The sequence below is a fragment of the Clostridium sp. 'deep sea' genome (assembly GCF_014931565.1).
Taxonomy (GTDB): domain Bacteria; phylum Bacillota; class UBA994; order PWPR01; family PWPR01.
In genome coordinates, this window is sequence record NZ_CP063353.1 from 2,092,211 (window position 1) to 2,110,836 (window position 18,626).

The window sequence follows — 18,626 nt, forward strand, 5'->3', positions numbered from 1 at the left end:
CTACCTCCTATTATTCATTTCCACCAAGGTGTCCACGTTCTATACCCATTAATATACGTAATCCTAATGCTATAGCACCTATACCACTACCTATCATAATGCCCCGGTTAGCTGCCATATTTGGTACGTCCATAATCCACTCTTTAGCAACCTTAAGCCCAACCCAAATAGATTCGCCTATTGGTGCGTTGCCTAACATTACTATAGTTGCAGATACTAATAAAATTGCTGAATCTAGTGAACGCGCTGTAAAAGCTCGATAAGCAGCGGACGCAATCCAAAAAGCTAACAAAGCATACATAGTTGATCCTAAAGCGTTAAATATATTCTCAAATCCAAAGTTATACGCCTTGCCTGCTGTTCCGTAAACTAGACCCAGCACCATTTGAATAATCATTACTAATAATAGGGCTAAGGAGTTATACCACTCCCCCCTTCTTAGCATTATTCTACGTAAGTGCACTCTAAGTAAATTTATAGCTGCTAAACCTAGAGCTAGTGAGGCAATAATTGTACCCCAGTTTTGTATCTCGGTTGATACTACGCCAATAATGTCAATTGCAAAAAAACCATCTATAATTATTAATAATGCAAAAATAAAAGTTAACACTATCATTAGACCCTGTGATTTCATAACAATTTGCCCCCTTTCTATTTAGCTATTAAGTCGGAGATAATAGTACTCCCAAATGACCTTGCAATTACACCCACAGTAATTAAAGCCATGACAAACATCTTACCCAAATCTTGTCCAGCAATGCTACCAAGTTTTACAGGATTACCTGATGCTATAGCTCCTGCAGCATATAATTCTTCGCCAATTAATACGTAGTCACATGCAGCTACGAAAAAGGGTACTTGTGATATATTTGCTGAACCAGCAATTTGAATTGCCCCAGCATGAAAGCCGGCCTCAGAAATCATTAATGATTCCGCCCAAAAAGCCCCCAACATAATATTTGCGGCTGCTTTTTCTCGCTGAATGATTCCCATAACTGCTGCTGCATATGCAAATTGTTCACTAGATAAGTATTGAACACAGTCTTCATCAAAAGCCTCAATATTTCCTTCAGCCATATATGCTTGTTTCACAACCTCTTCAGCTAAAGGCAATACAATTGGCTGTCTAATTGAAACAAATAATTTTGCTCCGTATCTTGCAACATACCTTGCTACTAAACCTAATGTTTCTAGTCCTGCAAAAGTTTGGGCTGCAGCCACGCCTGATAAATCAGCAAGCCCTGGAGTGTAGTGAATCATTCGTCCCATTTCAGTAGCTCTACCTACAGCCTCTTCAATTGCATCTAAACCTGCTATAGATCTAATACTGTAATTCACTCCCCTTCTTGCCCTTTGAATACACCAAACAATAGCCGCTGAAATTAGTAACATTGATACAAATTGAAAAATCATTCCAGACTTCATTCTAAGCGCACCTCCTAATATTTAATAACTGGTTTTTGGTATTACTCTACCTACTATCTAAACCTCCCTCCCTTATACTATATTAATAGAATATGTACTACTATTTACATAGTATCATAACATTTTATTTAAATCAAATATATAATTAGATATATATAGAATTTAAACTCAAAAAAAATATAAACTGCAAAGAAATAATATTATGATTGAAAGAAATGCATAATGTGCTCCTAAGAATTGCAAATTTAGATTCTAAGCAATTTATATGCTTTTCTAATGAAATTGGTTGAGTTTAGATTAATTTTATAAAGGAGAGCGAATTTAATAACCATAGCACCCAAATGAAAAGTTTATCTAAAAAAAAGAGAACTGCTCTTTTCAAAGCAGTCCTCTTGTTATTATTTAGTTATAAAAGTGTTAAATTAAACCTAGCCATTCACCTAGTAAGAATTGAACACGACCAATCATAAGACTCATACGTCCCATAACTGCGTTTCCAAATAAAGCACCAAAAGCAATCATCATAATGTAACGACCAATTTTACTACTTGCATTAAATACTTTATTGGTATTTTTACGAGTAAAATAGAAGAACATTAATACAGATAATACGCCAAATACAATAACAATATTATCTATACTTGTTAATGGAACCATTGTAGCTTTAACCTGGTCAATAATTTGAGCACCAATTGTACCTTTAATTGTTAAACCAGTACCAATACCTACTAACATAGCTAGTGGGTAACGAGACATCCACATTGCACCTTTAATAAAACGAGTATATAACATTAAACCAACTACTAAAGGAATAATTTTCTTTAAATCTCCGTTTCCAATTGGAGTAATCGCTGTTGTTTTTAGCGATTCCCAACCCAGTACAACTGAGTGGGCAGCACCAATACCAACATATACATGCTCTACAAAGCGATAAAATGGATTCTCTTTAATTGCAAAAGACATTAAACCAAGTGTACCTAAAGCGGCAACCCATGTACCTAAAGTTTCCATTCAATCTTACCCCCTATCTGTTTTTCCTATCAGGATTTGTGAAGTAAGCTATATTACCAAGAAGAATAAATAGTATAACTGTTAAGTGAGAGAAAGATAATGAATCCATAGATGCTGTAGCTGGACCTGGATCATTATTTAACATTTCATATTCAGCCGCTCCGCGTAGTCCATTTAGGTAACCTTGAAGTTGTCCAGCATTATAATAAGGTGTATTAGCAGACACGGATACTGAGTTCATACCAGCTACAAATTTAGTTCCATATACAGTAACAATTTGGCGAATATGCTCTGGAATACCAGGTGAACCTGAACTAAAGGAAATCATTAAGTTTACATCAGCAGCGCTCTTAATGTTTTTCATCATAGGAATATCGCTTACTTTGTTATTTCTACGATCTACAGAAAAAGCTTGGTGAAAGTTTTTAGCAACTGCAGAAATAGCTGTTTCAGCACCAGCAATATATCCTAAACTAACATAGTCTTCACCGTATACTTTGTCATGAGTTCCTTCTAACTCAGCAATAAACTTATCTGAGAATAGCGGTCCTGATGGCCAAAATGCTACTGTAACAACTTTAACGCCAGGTTTACTAAATACGTGTTTTAATACCGCTCTACCTTGAGGATCTAACTGAGCAGATCCACTTGGAGAGTAATCAAATGATAATAAAACTACGTCGCCAGGCTGTAAAGCCTCTACTTCATCATAGAATCTTTGAGACGCTTCATTTATAGAAAATGGCAATCCAATAGGATTAAGCAATGGAATAGCTAATGCCAAAAATATGAGTAAATAAATAATTCGTCGATCGACATTCTGTAATATTTTCATTAGTCACGACCTCCTTCTACTCTTCGCCGCCGCCAAGGTGACCGCGCTCAATACCCATAAGGATACGAAGACCTAACGCAATAGCACCTATACCAGCACCGATCATAATACCACGCTGAGCAGCCATGTTTGGTACGTCCATAATCCAAGACTTAACTGTTGCAAAACCAGTCCAAATCGATTCACCGATTGGGGCATTACCTAACATTACAATTGTAGCTGCTACTAACAAAATTGCTGAGTCAACAGAACGAGCAGTAAATGCACGATATGCAGCTGAAGCAATCCAGAATGATAGTAAAGCATACATTGTAGCTCCTAATGGTGTCATAATGTTATCAAAACCAAAATTATAGAGTTCTCCAGAAGAAGTATTAACAAAACCAATAATAGTTTGGGCAATCATAACTAATAGTAAAGCTAAAGAGTTATACCATTCGCCTCTGCGAAGCATTATTCTACGCATATGAACACGAATTAAGTTAACAGCAGCTAAACCTAAAGCTACAGAAGCAATAATTGTTCCCCAGTTTTGGATTTCAGTTGAGGCTTTGCTCATGAATCCAATAGAGAAGAATCCGTCTATTATAATAATAAGTGCAAAAATAAAAGTTAACGCTATCATTAATCCTTGTGATTTCATAATTATCTAGCTCCCCTTCCTATTTACCCAATAAATCTTTTAGGGAAGTAACACCAAATGTTGTGGTTAAAACACCAGCAACAAGTAGCACCATAACGTATAATTTACCAATATCTTGTCCTGCAATACTTCCTAATTTAATTGGGTTTCCTGAGGCTATAGCACCTGCAGCATATAATTCTTCACCGATTAAAACATAGTCACATGCAGCAACAAAGAAAGGCACCTGTGAAATATTGGCAGAACCAGCAATCTGAATAGCTCCAGCATGGAAACCAGCCTCAGCTATCATTAATGACTCAGCCCAGAAAGCTCCTAATAAAATACTTGCAGCAGCTTTTTCACGTTGAATAACACCCATTACAGCAGCAGCATAAGCAAACTGCTCACTTGATAAATACTGAACGCTATCTTCGTCAAACGCCTCTATATTGCCCTCTGACATATATGCTTGACGCACAACTTCTTCGGCTAATGGTAAAACAATTGGCTGACGAATAGATACAAACAATCTAGCACCATAACGTGCTACTAATTTAGCTACTAAACCTAAAGTCTCTAAACCAGCAAATGTTTGAGCAGCAGTAACTCCAGATAAAGGTGCGATACCAGGACTAAAGTGAACCATACGTCCCATTTCTGTAGCACGACCTACAGCCTCTTCAATTGCATCTAAACCAGCGATTGTTCTGATATTAAATACTGCGCCACCACGAGCCTTTTGGATATACAAGATGATTGCTCCAGAAATTAAGATTAGAGAAATAAATTGGAACAAAACTCCAGACTTCATAAGCAGAGACACCTCCTAAGAATTTAGTGAATTCTCTCTTTAGCAAAACTCAAGCTTAAGAGTAAAAATAGCTCTCATTAATTATTGTAATCAGCATATGCATCTACCAACCTAACAATATGAAAGCTTACCTATAACTAAAAGAGATGCACCTCTTTTAGCTTGCTATGCAAATCTGCCATTTATTAAAGGATTAGAGAAGTTAAATAAACAGCAAATAGCACTGCTCCGGCTTATTTATTATACATAAATAATCATTGCAGTGCAACTTTATAAACATTTTTTACCATCAATATGTTTTGTAATCACTTCTTATAAATTGTCGTTTTTCCTTCAATTCCCCGCCATTGATTCATAATGGCAATAGGGGCACTCTGAGATATCACACTCCATACATTTCATGATCATTTTATCTAGCAATTTACTTCTGGCAATAATTTTCTCCTTGTTTAAAGGATGTTCAGTTAAACTCTTATTTAGTTCGGTTCTTAATCTCTCAATAGTTTTCCGCATTTCACAGTAACGGCCATACATTTGGTCTTCCATGCCCTACCCCTCTTTCTACTACTTTTATCTTAATGGCTATGTTCGGATTATTTCGGATGATGTCGATATAATTCCTTCTTACCATTATAAGTTTTTACAAGCTTTTATATCCAGTTGTAATTTAATGAAGAACTATGTCGAATTTCGTATATTATTTATATTTATCTCATATTTACGTAGAGGAATTTATAATGTAAATGTATAAATTAAACTTTAATTGCTAAAAATTATTAATGAAGATATAATTTTTTATTTTTAATTTATTTTATATACTTAGTTAGGAGGTATTTTTATATGATTACTGATGCCAGTAAAAGATCTTATCACAATTGGACCTTAGATGATGATATTTATTTATTCACTTTATGTAAAGAAGCTAAAAGAAGAAAAATTCCGTTAACAAGACTATTTGATCAAATATCAGAGGAATTTGGTAGAAAACCCCAAACAATAGCTCAACACTATTATACTGAAATAAAACCTAGAGAAGATGAGTTAAATGAACTTATTAAACAGGAAGGGGATATGGATTACAACTATCGTAAGCCGCTTAGTCCTATGACCTCAAGGTATGAGCTTCAAACACAACCTAGTTCTCACACAACTAATAATAACAATAATAATCCAGACGGTTTAGGGATTCCTCGAGAGGGATCTATTGTTGAAGGAACAATTGAAAACATAGCACCATTTGGGGTTTTTATAAGACTCGATAATGAACTAAGAGGTCTCTTACATATTTCAAAAATTAGTAATGATTACATAGATGACTTAAATACAATGTTTAAACCCGGTCAAAGAATTAAAGCTAAGGTTGAAAGCATTGATGAAAATGGTCGCCTAAGCTTCTCTACCTTGGATGTAGATATGAATGTAACATCTGAACCTATGCCACAAACAAATGATTCTGTTTTAGAAATGTTACCAGAATCTACAAAACTAAATGAAGGTTATTATAGTTTATTGAATAACTATTGCCATCTACAAGATTTACTACGCCAATTCCAAATGCAAGTACTAGACTTTAAACATCAACTTGAAAAATGTACAATTAACGAAAGTTTACTTGAAGAATTTAATAAATTTGCAAATAGATGTTTAGACATTTAAGGTAAATCTTATTTTTTTTAAGATTAATCTTACTTTTTATAAAGAAAGGGCTTGATTTTTTGAGATCAATGCCTTACTTTTTTTTAAAGGAAGTTTTATTTTAAGCTATTTTTTTAGGAGGAAAGTTAATGAATAGCATATTACCACTTATAGCTAGTGCATCTGTTGGTGGCATTATTGGTTATTCTACCAACTGGGTAGCAATTAAAATGCTATTTAGACCACTGGAAGAAAAAAGAATTTTTGGGGTTAGAGTACCCTTTACTCCAGGGGTAGTGCCAAAACAAAGAAAGGCCTTAGGTAGCAGTATAGGCAGCACCGTGAATAATTACCTTTTTACTAACGAGGCTTTAAAAGAAGTCTTTGAAAATGATACAGTAAACTCAAAGCTACATAACTTTGTAAAAAAACAAATTAATCACTTAAGGCAAAGTAACAAAACACCTAAAATGGTTTTAGCTGAGCTTAAAATAGATAGTGACACTATAAGCACTCAACTAGCCCATATAATCCATGAGAACCTTGATTTTGAGACTCTAGGTAGCAATTTACAACAAACAATAAGTCCCTTAACTACTAAATTGGCTTCCATAACCGTTGGAGATATTGCCAGCCATATTGAAGATAATGATTTAAATAAGTACGAAGCTAAAATGGCTGCTTTTTTAGAAAGATTTCTTAAAGAAAAGTTAGAATACGCTGAAAGCAATAACCTATCTTTAAGAGAGTTGTTATCCGATGAGGTCCTTGAGATACTTAAAAACTCAATCCAATACAATGCTCCTAACATGTTGGCTTGGTTGTCTAAACAACTAGACTCCGATGATACTAAGAAATTAATAGAAAAATATCTCGCTGATTTATTTACTGGTAATTTTTTAGGCAGTATTTTAGGTGGAATTCTACCTCCTGCTACTCTAAGTAATATGATTTGTGATAAATTTAAAGAAAAGCTGGCTACACCTCAAACGCTTATTTTTGTGCAAAATAAGCTTGACCTAATTTTTAACAATGTCAGTAACAAAGAAATTATTAAGCTTATTCCAGAAAATGTTACAATGTCAATACCTCAAATATCAACAGTTATTGTTAAAGAAGCCTTACCGTTACTAAACAAAACTTTAAAAAATTCTTTAGAAAAAAACGGACTGCTTACTTTAAATGAGTTAGGAGAAAAATTTAATTATAATATATCTGATTTACTCTCTAAGCAAATATCTAGTACTGTAAATAATTATTTAGAGAGCGAGGATAATATTAAAAATTTAATTTTACCTATGGTAAGCTTTTTACTAGATATGCCTATAAGCCAGTTAACACAAAAAATTGATAGCCATACTATAAAAAATCTATCCAATGCTTTATCTACAATTGTTCTAAGCTTTATAGATAAATACGGCAATGATTTTTTAGAGGTTCTTGATGTAAAAGCAATGGTAGAAAAGCAAATAGATAAATTAGAACTATTACAAGTAGAGGAGATTGTATTAAGTGTAATGAACAATCAACTAAAAGCTATCACAAGTTTTGGTTTATTATTAGGTGCTATATTGGGATTAATTCTGCCATTTATTAATACTTGGATTAGTAGTTTTTAAAAAATATTAATAAGAATTATATTTAGTAGTGTATAATATTTTAGGTATAATTAAAAAAAGGGCTTTTAGCCCTTTTTTTAATCTATGCTATCTCCTAAGATATCTAACGATTCTAATGCTTTTCCAGTTCCTTTAGCAACTACTGACACACATTCTTCTGCAATATGGGTTGGCACCATAGTATGTTCAGCCATAAGCCTGTCCAAACCATGTAGTAATGCACCACCACCAGTAAGTAATATACCACGATCTATTATGTCTGATGCTAATTCGGGTGGGCATATATCTAATAACCTTCTAACAAGTGATAACATCGAATCAATTGGGTCTTTTAAAGCCTCATAAACGTGTTGCGATGTAATAGTAATTGTATATGGCAATCCTGTAACTAAGTGACGACCACGTGCTTCCATGGTTTCATCTCTACCACCTGGATAAACTGTACCAACTTTAATCTTAATTTCTTCAGCTGTACGTTCTCCAATTGCTAAGTTAAACTCTTTTTTAACGTATCTAATAATAGCTTCGTCAAATTTATCTCCACCAACACGAAGAGATTCACTTTTAACAATACCACCTAAACTAATAATTGCCACATCAGTAGTTCCACCACCAATATCCACAACCATATTACCAGTTGGCTCTGTAATATCAACACCTGCCCCTAAAGCTGCTGCTAAAGGTTCTTCAATTGTACGTACAAATTTTGCTCCAGCTACTGCTGCAGCCTCTTTTACTGCTCTTTTTTCTACAGTTGTTGTTCCGCTGGGCACACACACCATCATTCTTGGGCGTGATAATAATCCCTTAGCGCCAACCTTCTGCATAAAACGTGTAATCATTTTTGCAGTTATATCGTAATCAGCAATAACTCCTTCTTTTAAAGGACGAATTGCTACTATATGACCTGGCGTACGACCAATCATACGTCGTGCCTCTTCACCAATAGCTAATACTTCTTTAGTATCTTTATTAATTGCAACCACTGAGGGTTCGTGAAGAACAATTCCTTTACCTTTTACAAAAACTAATACACTCGCAGTCCCTAAATCAATGCCTATATCTTTCGGCTCAAAAAACAAAAGTCCCACCTCCATTATCCTACCTCCATTATTGTACCTTATTTAATGGGGATACGACAATATTAATGAGAACCTCTCAAGTATTTTTTTATTTTTTTCTTCCTCGAGCGTATTTTCTTCTAGTAGCTGCACCTCCACGTAAATGCCTCATGGACTTATTATATTGCAAAACAGATTTAACATCATCATAGAGACCGCTATTTATTTTTCTTAATCTTTCTGTAACATCTTTATGAACAGTGCTTTTACTGACTCCAAAAACTTTAGCGGCCTTGCGTACCGTAGCCTTAGTGCGAACTATATATTTACCAATATCTAATGCCCGCCTATATATACGCTTATTCATTGGCAGACCTCCCCGTAGCTGTACATTTACTAAAATATATGTACAACATACGATAAATAGAATGTCTTAACCGATAAAAGCTCAACAAAACTTTTTATTATAAATTCTTTAGTACCTTAATTATACTAATAGATTTTTTAAACTAGGTTATTTTACTAGTTTAAAGCGTTAAAATAGCCTCTATATTAGAGACTATTTTTAGTCGCTATTTTGAATTTTCAGAATGTTTTAAAAACTGTATACAATGTATAATTATTCATTTTCAAATGTTTATGATAATAATTTTAGTTGTTTAAATAATTTGATTGTTGCAAATCTTTAGACTCTTTATCATTAAAAGATTCATGAGGTTCACTGCTAAAGTAGTCTCTGTAACATTAACATAAAGAAGAATACTCTAGCAGTTATCTCAACTCTATTAGGATAATGTGGGCAATAAACTCTCAGGGTCAACTGTTTCACCATTATGTTTTATCATAAAATGAATGTGATTTGGTAAAGCTGATTCTGCTAAGCTGGATTTTTCAATAATCATTATATTGTCTCCTACTTTTAATGATTCTGTAACAGTTACTAAAACTTTACCTTCACCTTTATAAACAGTAGTGTAATTATCACCATGTTTAATTTCAATAACATGTCCCCATTTTTCATTCCAAGTAATACTACTAACTATGCCACTGGCTGCTGTTTTAATATATCCACTTTTTTCTACAAATATGTCTATGCCATCATGCATTCGCCAATCTTCATAGGTTGGCCACAATACCACACCGTATGATTTTAATATTTTATTTTCACTCGGCCATTGCCATTGTGGTTTTTCTAAGCTCACTGCAACAGGAATATCTTGTTCTAAAGTCTGGTTTTTGCTGATGTCCTTTAATTCTACATTACTTTCTATTTTTGTACTTTTAGAAATATCTCTATCAACTAGGTCGTCATTTTTAGGTTCTATAGGATCTACTACATCTGGATCAGTTATAGGTGGAAGAGATATAAACTCCTTGTTAAATGACCTTAATCTCCACCACAATACACCTCCACTAAACACTGCTACAACAAAAAATACAAGTAGTGTTAGTAGTACTTTTTTTCCATGTTGTTTTGCTAACCGAGCTATCTTTGTTTTTATGATTTCAAAATTTTTTTTCAAGAAAGACATATAAAAATCCCCCCATTAATCATTGTTGACTAATAGAGGGATTTTATACTTTATTTACTAAATAAAAAATAGTTTTTGATAAAATTTAGCCTGCTCAATACAGGCCATAAAATGGCTTTTTATAATCTCTTCATCTTTAATAAATGGTTCACCGCTAATATCCACACTATCATGAATTTCGCTTCCTAAACAGACAAAGGTTCTTTTTTTAAGATTGCTGTTTAAGGAATCCCATAGCTGTTGCATCTCTATAGTATCATAGATATCAGGAAACTTTATTATTGATGATAAATTACTATTCTCAACTTTATTTATTAGCTGTAAATTATGCTCTTCTATCATAACAGTTAGTCCACTATTTTCTGTTTCATTACCGGTTAGTATGTTTGCATATTGAGATAAAAGATTAAAATCCGTATTTTCGTTACAGACAACAACTAAACCTCTGTTCATTTCCTCACACAAGTTAACATAATCTTCTATCATTTTTTTTCCATAATAAGGTATTATACTTACACCATGAGCGTGAAGGTTAGAGGGCTGTAATCCATCCCATCCCATTACTCTACCAATTATTCCATTACCAGCTAAATTATTGTTATCATTACTATACTCTGCAAACCTAGCATCTACTATAACTGGTAACTCGTGCCTTAGAGCTTGTACAATGGTACACTCTAATGCTCTTAATCCATAAGCACCATATTGCAAGTAGGAAGAAAGCCTGGGCATTATGCAGCATATATAAGGAGAGATTGTTTCAATAATATACTTTTCATAAACAACCAACGATTCTGAAACAGCAGCCCAGTTTCGCCCAAACTCACTAACTTTACTTTTTTTTAACCATGGAGGTAATTTTTCAAAGTTAGTATCTATTGTTAACATTATGTTACTTTTTAAATTTGCACGTCTTTGGTACAATACATCTGCAAAATTTCTCATTGAGCTCACCCCGGTACACTGTTGTATATGTTTATTCTATTTTAACTTATTTATGTTGAAAAGAAAACTTTTTATTTGCTATCACACATTATTTTGCCTTTATCTTTTTTATTTCTATTCCCTGATAATACTTTTTTAATATTTCTTGACAATTAAATCCTTTTTTAGCCATTCCATTAGCACCATATTGACACATACCTACACCATGACCATATCCTCTAGTATTAAACTCTAAACAATCTCCAACAACTTTAAAGTTAAACCAAGTTGAGTTAAGGTCTAGTGATTTCCTTAAGTTTACAGCTTCATATGTAATGTTCCCAATCTTTAGTTCTGCTACTCTATTAGTTGCGGTATACTTATTTATGCTCATTCTTGGTAATGTAGATTTTAGGTTTGCAACTGGCAAAACCATATTATTGTTTTCAGCTAGTGCTAATGACGCCTGATTGATAGTAATTTTTTTTGTTGAAAAATATTTTGGTGAATCACCACAATATTCACATTTTACCCCTGTTAGATATTCGATATCTTTCTGCCAAACCTCACCAGAATTTTCTGTGTGACCACCGCAAGTAGAGTGAAATAAAGGATCAATAGGAGTGTTATTATAGACTATAATCCATCCCTTGGTACTAGAAACAGCTTTACATATTTTATTATAGTACGTTTTATAATTATTGCCCCATTTACTTTTCATTTCAGCTATTGTGTTGTAGGCTTGGCAACATAATGAACTAGTACAAACATCTGCTTCATATCTTTGACAACCACTTCCACCATATATTTTAAGCCGTCTATAGACATAAGTACGGGCAGCAACTGCTTGTGCTCTTAATGCTTCGTATTCAAAATTAGCAGGCATTTCTGCTGCAATTACACCTACTAAGTAATGTCCTAACTCCATTTTTACATACTTATTTTGAGACGCTAAGTAAACATTTAAACTAACATTTACATCTAAATCTACTGGTGAAGTGATCTTAAAACTTCCTATTAACAACGGTACAATAACTAAAATTATTACAAAAAAAAGAGCAGTTAAAAAAACAGTACGCACTATTCCTCATCCTCTCAAGTCTTGCTAAAGCATATGGTAATGAGAAGATAAATAGAACAGTCTATTCGCCAATTACCTGTTTTTTTACAGCTCCTGTTCGGGTTATATTTGCGCCTACATTTCTTAATTTAGACTCAAAGTGCTCATAACCTCTATCTATATGATTTACTCCACTAACTTGGGTCGTACCTTCTGCCACTAAGCCAGCTAATACCAAGGCAGCACCTGCTCGTAAATCGCTTGATTGAACCTTTACTCCATAGAGTTTTTTAACACCTTTAACTACTGCCTTATTTCCATCAGTCCTTATTTTAGCACCCATTCTACACAGTTCATTAACATGCATGAACCTGTTTTCGAATACCGTTTCTGATACTACACTTACTCCTTTTCCTAAAGTCATCAGTGCCATCATTTGAGCCTGCATATCTGTAGGAAACCCCGGATATGGTAGTGTATTGATATCTGTTGATATAATCTCACTAGGTCCTATTACTTGAAGCGCCTCACCATAGTCATTTATTCTAACGCCTGTCTCTCTCAGCTTAGCCATAACAGGACATAAATGATGAGGTAAAACATTTTTTATTACAATATTTCCTTGGGTAATAGCTGAAGCTACCATATAGGTACCGGCTTCAATGCGATCTGGAATTATTCTATGATTAGTGGGGTGTAGTTTTTGTACCCCTGTAATCCTTATAGTAGGTGTTCCAGCACCATTGATATGAGCACCCATACTATTAATCATGTTAGCTAAATCAATTATTTCAGGCTCTCTTGCGGCATTTTCAATTATAGTAACTCCACTAGTTGTAGCCGCTAACATCATTAGGTTCTCTGTAGCTCCTACGCTAGGAAAATCTAAATATACTGTTGCACCTCTTAATTTACCAGATATTTTGCCTTCTATACAACCGTAGTTTTCTGTAATGTTTACACCTAAAGCTTTAAATCCTTTCAAATGTAAATCTATCGGTCTTGTACCTATAGCACATCCACCGGGCATTGCTACTTTTGCATGACCAGTTCGGGATAATAAAGCACCCATAATTAATACAGAAGCTCTCATTCTTCTTACTAAATTATAAGGGGTTTCTGTGCTTGTTATGTTGTGTGCATCTACTATTACAGCGTTTCCTTCTCTTCTTATTTTGCATCCTAAGCTACTTAATAACTCTATCATTGTATGAACATCCGCTAAATCTGGTACTGACTCTAATCTACTAATTCCAGGTGCTAAAATTGTTGCTGCTAAAGCTGGTAAACAGGCATTCTTTGATCCACTTACAGTTAGCTCACCGTGTAAGCGATGTCCTCCATATATTTTTATAGTCTTCAAAAAGCATCGCCTTCTTTCTTGCTAGTAACTTGAGGCAATAGCAGGATATCCCAGCCACAAATAATACCTACCTTCATCATCCTTTCTTGCAGAGATTTGCATATTAAAAGACCATCCGTAAGGTTTTTCGTTTAAGAGTGGACTATTTCCACATAAACTTATAACTTGGTTATCCACAAAAAAATCTGTAATGTCGCATTGCATTAATTTTACAAGCTTAGTTATTAATGATATAACATCTTCTTCGGGTGTGTTGCTATCAACAAAGCCTAATACTGAACAATTAATTTGTCCTTTCGCAGATAGTTGCTCTAGGGCAGTATTAATTATTTTGTGAAAACTCAAAAGTCTATCTATATTTTCATTTCCATCAATATTTATTAAAATATTGCTATCTACTGCAACTTCTTTTTGGTCGTAAAAGGTCTGCATAGATAAAGTTATATGTTCTCCATCATTTAGCTTACCTGTTACTGTTACCTCCCGATAACCTTCATGGTTTACACTTGTAAAATTAGATAAATTACTTAATTTTAATGAACCAATAAGATCTTTAAGTTGCTGCTCCATGTCGGCTTGGTCTAAAACTTGATTTTGCATTTTTGCATAAATACTAAGATTACTAGATAGTGTATTACAATTACTTTGTATCCAAGCATTTTTAATTGCCTCAATGCTTGCATCTACTGTTGAGTTTGCAAAACTAGCTGATATTACTACCGTAGTTAGAGTAAGTAAACAAAATATAAAAGCTACTTTTTTGGTCACTTTAATTCCCCCAAATAAGTTAAAGTACTTTGTTTATTTTACTTATATCAAGTAAAATAAAACGACTAGTCAAAAATATTGTCATTAAAACAATTTGCTTCAAAACTATTTGATAAAACTAACTTTAATATTACATTTTAAGTATTAAATAAAATGTATATTAGTAATTTTTGACAGGTCTTAATACATTTATACTTTGTTTTTAATTACTCCTTCATATGATATTTTAAAAGAGGTAGATTATAAAACTTTATGACGAAAAAAGAATTTTTTTCGCTGGACATGAAATATCTCTTCTTTACTTATTATTGTGTTTTTGGGCACTTTTTTTTCATGAGAAATAATGAAAATTAAAATACAGTTTTCAAGCAATAATAAATAATGGTATTTATGCAATTTTATTTTTTTTGTAAGGCCTTTTTGGAGGCTACTACAAGTATAATATCTTTATTTGAATCGGGCCTTGATACTACTTTAAACTTAAGATTTTTATCTTGAGCATACGCTATGTAATCACCAAGCTGCTTTATATAATTGCCTTTAACTAGCACTACATAGGCTTGCTCATTGTTCATAGCATCAGTAATTTTGGGATTCATTTCTTTTGATTTTGTTAGCTCTATTACAGTTAAATAGCTAATTACCCGTTCTGCGAATGTTCCTAAATATTTCCTTTTTTCATCCACTTTAAGTTCAGGTACACCATGGTATGCTTGTAAAAGAGTATTCTCTAATAAACTTTTATCTTCTCCTTGATTTTTTTTAAAATCCTTCTTTTCCATCTTGATATCTCCCTAAATATTATAATGTTTAATTTATCTAAGTTAATATATAGTACACAATGTTAACGCGTTTTGTGCGAAGCTTTTTTGGTGTACTATTATTATTGTATAGCTTAACTTATTTTATCGCATTTTTGCAAAAATTTTTTAAAAATTTTAAAACGGTCTATTTAACCTGTAGTGTACTCTTTTTTATTAGATAACAGGTTTCACCTTGTTTTATAAGGTAACGATTTTATAATTACAAATGTACTCATTTTAATCGAGTTTTCGCAGCGTAGCAAGCATAAAATACCACGTATGCCAAAGGCATACACACAACGCGAGCACAGTGAGCACACCACGTATTTGCTAAGCAAATACACACCACACGACGACAATATGTTTTATGGAGTATAACGGAGCGAAGCCAATAATGTTAAGCGAGTACACTACAAAAATGGGGTAATTCACATCAGTGAATTACCCCATTTTGATTATTTAAAGTTTTTAGTTTTAAGACGAGCCATAGCTCTATCTAAAGCTGCCTTAGCCCTAGTATGGTCAATCTTATCACTTGTATCCTTTAATCTTTTTTCCGCGCGTTCTTTTGCTTCTTTAGCACGATTAATATCTATCTCACTTTGCAACTCAGCTGTACGTGCTAATACGGTAATTTGCTCGGTTGAAACCTCCAAAAAGCCCCCTGAAACAGCTATTAGATCATGACTACTATCATTCACCTTAACTCGCATCACTCCGGCCTGTAGAGTGGCTAAAATCGGTGTATGTCCTGGCATAATTCCCAGCTCACCTGATTTTGCTTTTGCTATTACCATATTAATTTCTTTACTATATACAGTACGCTGTGGTGTAACTATATCGAGTTTTATTGAACTCATAGTCGCTCACCTACTTAACCACGTAAAGCTTTAGCTTTTTCAACTGCTTCTTCAATAGTTCCTACAAAGAGGAATGCTTCCTCTGGAAGATCGTCATATTTTCCGTCTAAAATGGCTCGGAAACTACGAACAGTATCTTTAATAGGAACAAATCGACCTGGTATACCAATGAATTGCTCTGCTACATAAAATGGTTGAGATAAAAATCGCTCTAAACGACGGGCTCTAGCAACAATAGCTTTATCCTCATCACTTAATTCATCCATTCCTAAAATAGCGATAATATCTTGTAATTCTTTGTAGCGCTGTAATACAGCCTGTACTTCACGAGCAACATCATAATGCTCTTGACCAACAATACGTGGTTCTAAGATTTTAGAAGATGAGCTTAAAGGATCTACCGCAGGATAAATACCTAGCTCCGAAATTCTACGATCTAAGTTTGTTGTTGAATCTAAGTGAGCAAATGTAGTAGCAGGAGCAGGGTCAGTATAGTCATCCGCTGGTACATATACAGCTTGTATAGATGTAATAGAACCTTTTTTAGTAGATGTAATACGCTCTTGTAATTGTCCTACATCATAAGCCAAGGTTGGCTGATATCCTACCGCACTAGGCATACGGCCAAGCAACGCAGATACCTCTGAACCAGCCTGAATAAATCGGAAAATGTTATCAACAAATAATAGTACATCCTGACCTAAATCATCACGGAAATATTCAGCCATTGTTAAGCCTGTTAAACCTACACGCATACGTGCTCCTGGTGGCTCGTTCATTTGACCAAAAACCATAGCTGTACTATTAATTACACCCGATTCAGACATCTCTAAAAATAAGTCATTACCTTCACGGGTACGCTCACCTACACCAGCAAATACAGAGTATCCACCATGCTCAGCAGCTATAGCACGAATTAGCTCTTGAATAAGTACTGTTTTACCTACACCAGCACCCCCAAATAAACCAATTTTACCACCACGAGGGTAAGGACATAATAAATCAATTACTTTAATTCCTGTTTCAAACATCTCAGTAGCACCAGCTTGCTCTTCAAGTGTAGGAGCCTCACGGTGAATTGGTGATTCTTTAGCTGCATCAACGGCACCTTTACCATCTACTGGCTCACCAACAACGTTAAATATACGCCCTAAAACACCCTTACCAACTGGTACAGAGATAGGTTTACCAGTATTAACTACTTCAACACCACGCTGTAAACCATCTGTTGCAGACATCGCAACACCACGTACAATATTGTCGCCTAAATGCTGCATTACTTCTACAACTAATTCTCTATCTTCAAGGCCTTCTCCTGATATTTTAACTTTTAATGCGGTATAAATATCAGGCAAGTGACCCTCATCAAATGCAACGTCTACAACAGGCCCCATTACTTGGATAACGCGTCCATTTTTCATTTGGTGCCCCCCTTACTTCAGTGCTTCGGCACCGCCAACGATTTCGGAAATCTCCGTTGTAATCGCTGCTTGGCGGGCTCGGTTTCTTAGTATTATTAGTTTTTTAATTAGCTCTTCAGCATTTTTAGTAGCAGAATCCATTGCTGCCATTCTTGCTCCCTGCTCACTAGCTTTGCTCTCAAGCATAGCTCTAAATAAAGTTACTGAAATATAGCGAGGTAATAAATCATCTAAAACCTCTGCTGGTGTTGGGTCAAATATATATTCAACCTTTACACCTTCAGTTTTTTTAGGTGGTACAACAGGAAGTAAATCATGTACTGTTATTTTACGACTCATAGTGTTTTTAAAATGAGCGTAGATAATTTTTACTTGATCAAATACATCTTCTAAAAAATAAGTCACTACAGCATCAGCAATTTCTTTTGCCTTACTATAATCAACATTATCTCCTATATCTATATACTCACCAATTACATTAAAGTCTCTATTTGCAAAAAAATCTCTGCCTCTGCCACCTACAGCAATGACACTTGCTTGATCATTTTTTTTGATAAGTTCGGTAGCAAAGCGATTTATTTGAGCATTATAACTTCCACATAAACCTCGATCGGATGTTACTACAATATAAAGAACCCTATTTCCTTTACGATTTGTAAGTAGCTGATGTTCATTTAAGTCAGTAACCTCGCCAACTCTATTTAACATTTCTACTATTTTATCGGAATACGGACGAGCCTGTAGTAGTTCTGTTTGGGCACGGCGTAGTTTAGCAGCAGCCACCATCTTCATCGCCCGAGTAATTTGCTGAGTATTCTTTACACTCTTGATACGTCGTTTGATGTCCTTAAGATTGGCCATTATTAATGCACC

At 34.2% G+C, this 18,626-nt stretch carries 20 protein-coding genes; 2 read left to right on the forward strand and 18 right to left on the reverse strand.

The annotated features are described in order from the left end of the window. Window positions 1-10: 10 nt before the first annotated feature. From IMX26_RS09620 to IMX26_RS09650, 7 genes are all read right to left on the reverse strand, one after another. A complete protein-coding gene (locus tag IMX26_RS09620) occupies window positions 11-634 on the reverse strand; it encodes a hypothetical protein (RefSeq protein ID WP_195158177.1) in 624 nt (207 codons plus the stop codon). 17 nt (window positions 635-651) lie between these two features. Next, window positions 652-1,425 (reverse strand): DUF6754 domain-containing protein, encoded by a 774-nt coding sequence (locus IMX26_RS09625; RefSeq protein WP_195158178.1) that lies wholly within the window; start codon window positions 1,423-1,425, stop codon window positions 652-654. 417 nt (window positions 1,426-1,842) lie between these two features. After that, window positions 1,843-2,436 (reverse strand): hypothetical protein, encoded by a 594-nt coding sequence (locus tag IMX26_RS09630; protein WP_195158179.1) that lies wholly within the window; start codon window positions 2,434-2,436, stop codon window positions 1,843-1,845. A 13-nt stretch (window positions 2,437-2,449) separates the two neighbouring features. Further along, window positions 2,450-3,271, reverse strand: a complete 822-nt coding sequence (locus tag IMX26_RS09635) for a hypothetical protein (RefSeq protein WP_195158180.1) — start codon at window positions 3,269-3,271, stop codon at window positions 2,450-2,452. A gap of 16 nt (window positions 3,272-3,287) precedes the next feature. Then, window positions 3,288-3,914: a hypothetical protein gene (locus tag IMX26_RS09640; RefSeq protein WP_195158181.1), complete on the reverse strand. Its 627-nt coding sequence runs from the start codon at window positions 3,912-3,914 to the stop codon at window positions 3,288-3,290. Window positions 3,915-3,933: 19 nt separating this feature from the next. Beyond that, window positions 3,934-4,707 carry a DUF6754 domain-containing protein gene (locus IMX26_RS09645; protein ID WP_195158182.1) on the reverse strand — a complete coding sequence of 258 codons (774 nt, stop codon included), beginning with the start codon at window positions 4,705-4,707 and terminating at the stop codon, window positions 3,934-3,936. A 333-nt stretch (window positions 4,708-5,040) separates the two neighbouring features. After that, window positions 5,041-5,253, reverse strand: a complete 213-nt coding sequence (locus IMX26_RS09650) for an aspartyl-phosphate phosphatase Spo0E family protein (RefSeq protein ID WP_195158183.1) — start codon at window positions 5,251-5,253, stop codon at window positions 5,041-5,043. A 294-nt stretch (window positions 5,254-5,547) separates the two neighbouring features. Between IMX26_RS09650 and IMX26_RS09655 the strand changes: the two genes are divergently transcribed. Together IMX26_RS09655 and IMX26_RS09660 are read left to right on the forward strand one after the other, a co-directional pair. Further along, on the forward strand, window positions 5,548-6,363 hold the full coding sequence (locus IMX26_RS09655) for a S1 RNA-binding domain-containing protein (RefSeq protein ID WP_195158184.1): 816 nt from the start codon (window positions 5,548-5,550) through the stop codon (window positions 6,361-6,363). A gap of 128 nt (window positions 6,364-6,491) precedes the next feature. Beyond that, entirely contained in the window at window positions 6,492-7,961 is a 1,470-nt protein-coding gene (locus IMX26_RS09660; RefSeq protein ID WP_195158185.1) for a DUF445 family protein, read from the forward strand. A gap of 77 nt (window positions 7,962-8,038) precedes the next feature. On the opposite strand, the gene mreB is transcribed toward IMX26_RS09660, so the two are convergent. The 11 genes from mreB to atpG form a co-directional block, all read right to left on the reverse strand. After that, window positions 8,039-9,058, reverse strand: a complete 1,020-nt coding sequence (gene mreB / locus IMX26_RS09665) for a rod shape-determining protein MreB (protein ID WP_195158186.1) — start codon at window positions 9,056-9,058, stop codon at window positions 8,039-8,041. Between the two features lie 73 nt (window positions 9,059-9,131). Next, window positions 9,132-9,389 (reverse strand): sporulation transcriptional regulator SpoIIID, encoded by a 258-nt coding sequence (spoIIID, locus tag IMX26_RS09670; RefSeq protein ID WP_195158187.1) that lies wholly within the window; start codon window positions 9,387-9,389, stop codon window positions 9,132-9,134. Window positions 9,390-9,807: 418 nt separating this feature from the next. Then, window positions 9,808-10,554 carry a M23 family metallopeptidase gene (locus tag IMX26_RS09675; protein ID WP_195158188.1) on the reverse strand — a complete coding sequence of 249 codons (747 nt, stop codon included), beginning with the start codon at window positions 10,552-10,554 and terminating at the stop codon, window positions 9,808-9,810. A 57-nt stretch (window positions 10,555-10,611) separates the two neighbouring features. Continuing rightward, a complete protein-coding gene (locus IMX26_RS09680) occupies window positions 10,612-11,499 on the reverse strand; it encodes a hypothetical protein (RefSeq protein WP_195158189.1) in 888 nt (295 codons plus the stop codon). An 88-nt stretch (window positions 11,500-11,587) separates the two neighbouring features. Beyond that, window positions 11,588-12,559 (reverse strand): stage II sporulation protein D, encoded by a 972-nt coding sequence (gene spoIID / locus IMX26_RS09685; RefSeq protein ID WP_195158190.1) that lies wholly within the window; start codon window positions 12,557-12,559, stop codon window positions 11,588-11,590. 61 nt (window positions 12,560-12,620) lie between these two features. Then, window positions 12,621-13,901, reverse strand: a complete 1,281-nt coding sequence (murA, locus tag IMX26_RS09690) for a UDP-N-acetylglucosamine 1-carboxyvinyltransferase (protein ID WP_195158191.1) — start codon at window positions 13,899-13,901, stop codon at window positions 12,621-12,623. A gap of 21 nt (window positions 13,902-13,922) precedes the next feature. Continuing rightward, entirely contained in the window at window positions 13,923-14,669 is a 747-nt protein-coding gene (locus IMX26_RS09695) for a YwmB family TATA-box binding protein (RefSeq protein WP_195158192.1), read from the reverse strand. 398 nt (window positions 14,670-15,067) lie between these two features. Next, window positions 15,068-15,451, reverse strand: coding sequence for a DUF1694 domain-containing protein (locus tag IMX26_RS09700; RefSeq protein WP_195158193.1), 384 nt, complete (start codon window positions 15,449-15,451; stop codon window positions 15,068-15,070). 476 nt (window positions 15,452-15,927) lie between these two features. Beyond that, window positions 15,928-16,332 (reverse strand): F0F1 ATP synthase subunit epsilon, encoded by a 405-nt coding sequence (locus tag IMX26_RS09705; RefSeq protein ID WP_195158194.1) that lies wholly within the window; start codon window positions 16,330-16,332, stop codon window positions 15,928-15,930. A 14-nt stretch (window positions 16,333-16,346) separates the two neighbouring features. After that, window positions 16,347-17,753: a F0F1 ATP synthase subunit beta gene (gene atpD / locus IMX26_RS09710; protein WP_195158195.1), complete on the reverse strand. Its 1,407-nt coding sequence runs from the start codon at window positions 17,751-17,753 to the stop codon at window positions 16,347-16,349. Window positions 17,754-17,765: 12 nt separating this feature from the next. Further along, window positions 17,766-18,614 (reverse strand): ATP synthase F1 subunit gamma, encoded by an 849-nt coding sequence (gene atpG, locus IMX26_RS09715; RefSeq protein WP_195158196.1) that lies wholly within the window; start codon window positions 18,612-18,614, stop codon window positions 17,766-17,768. Between the last annotated feature and the right edge of the window lie 12 nt (window positions 18,615-18,626).

What these genes read in the sequence shown, in the direction of transcription:
- IMX26_RS09620 (WP_195158177.1), bottom strand. Translation starts at nt 634, where the DNA reads ATGAAATCACAGGGTCTAATGATAGTGTTAACTTTTATTTTTGCATTA.
- IMX26_RS09625 (WP_195158178.1), bottom strand. Translation starts at nt 1,425, where the DNA reads ATGAAGTCTGGAATGATTTTTCAATTTGTATCAATGTTACTAATTTCA.
- IMX26_RS09630 (WP_195158179.1), bottom strand. Translation starts at nt 2,436, where the DNA reads ATGGAAACTTTAGGTACATGGGTTGCCGCTTTAGGTACACTTGGTTTA.
- IMX26_RS09635 (WP_195158180.1), bottom strand. Translation starts at nt 3,271, where the DNA reads ATGAAAATATTACAGAATGTCGATCGACGAATTATTTATTTACTCATA.
- IMX26_RS09640 (WP_195158181.1), bottom strand. Translation starts at nt 3,914, where the DNA reads ATGAAATCACAAGGATTAATGATAGCGTTAACTTTTATTTTTGCACTT.
- IMX26_RS09645 (WP_195158182.1), bottom strand. Translation starts at nt 4,707, where the DNA reads ATGAAGTCTGGAGTTTTGTTCCAATTTATTTCTCTAATCTTAATTTCT.
- IMX26_RS09650 (WP_195158183.1), bottom strand. Translation starts at nt 5,253, where the DNA reads ATGGAAGACCAAATGTATGGCCGTTACTGTGAAATGCGGAAAACTATT.
- IMX26_RS09655 (WP_195158184.1), top strand. Translation starts at nt 5,548, where the DNA reads ATGATTACTGATGCCAGTAAAAGATCTTATCACAATTGGACCTTAGAT.
- IMX26_RS09660 (WP_195158185.1), top strand. Translation starts at nt 6,492, where the DNA reads ATGAATAGCATATTACCACTTATAGCTAGTGCATCTGTTGGTGGCATT.
- mreB (WP_195158186.1), bottom strand. Translation starts at nt 9,058, where the DNA reads ATGGAGGTGGGACTTTTGTTTTTTGAGCCGAAAGATATAGGCATTGAT.
- spoIIID (WP_195158187.1), bottom strand. Translation starts at nt 9,389, where the DNA reads ATGAATAAGCGTATATATAGGCGGGCATTAGATATTGGTAAATATATA.
- IMX26_RS09675 (WP_195158188.1), bottom strand. Translation starts at nt 10,554, where the DNA reads ATGTCTTTCTTGAAAAAAAATTTTGAAATCATAAAAACAAAGATAGCT.
- IMX26_RS09680 (WP_195158189.1), bottom strand. Translation starts at nt 11,499, where the DNA reads ATGAGAAATTTTGCAGATGTATTGTACCAAAGACGTGCAAATTTAAAA.
- IMX26_RS09700 (WP_195158193.1), bottom strand. Translation starts at nt 15,451, where the DNA reads ATGGAAAAGAAGGATTTTAAAAAAAATCAAGGAGAAGATAAAAGTTTA.
- IMX26_RS09705 (WP_195158194.1), bottom strand. Translation starts at nt 16,332, where the DNA reads ATGAGTTCAATAAAACTCGATATAGTTACACCACAGCGTACTGTATAT.
- atpD (WP_195158195.1), bottom strand. Translation starts at nt 17,753, where the DNA reads ATGAAAAATGGACGCGTTATCCAAGTAATGGGGCCTGTTGTAGACGTT.
- atpG (WP_195158196.1), bottom strand. Translation starts at nt 18,614, where the DNA reads ATGGCCAATCTTAAGGACATCAAACGACGTATCAAGAGTGTAAAGAAT.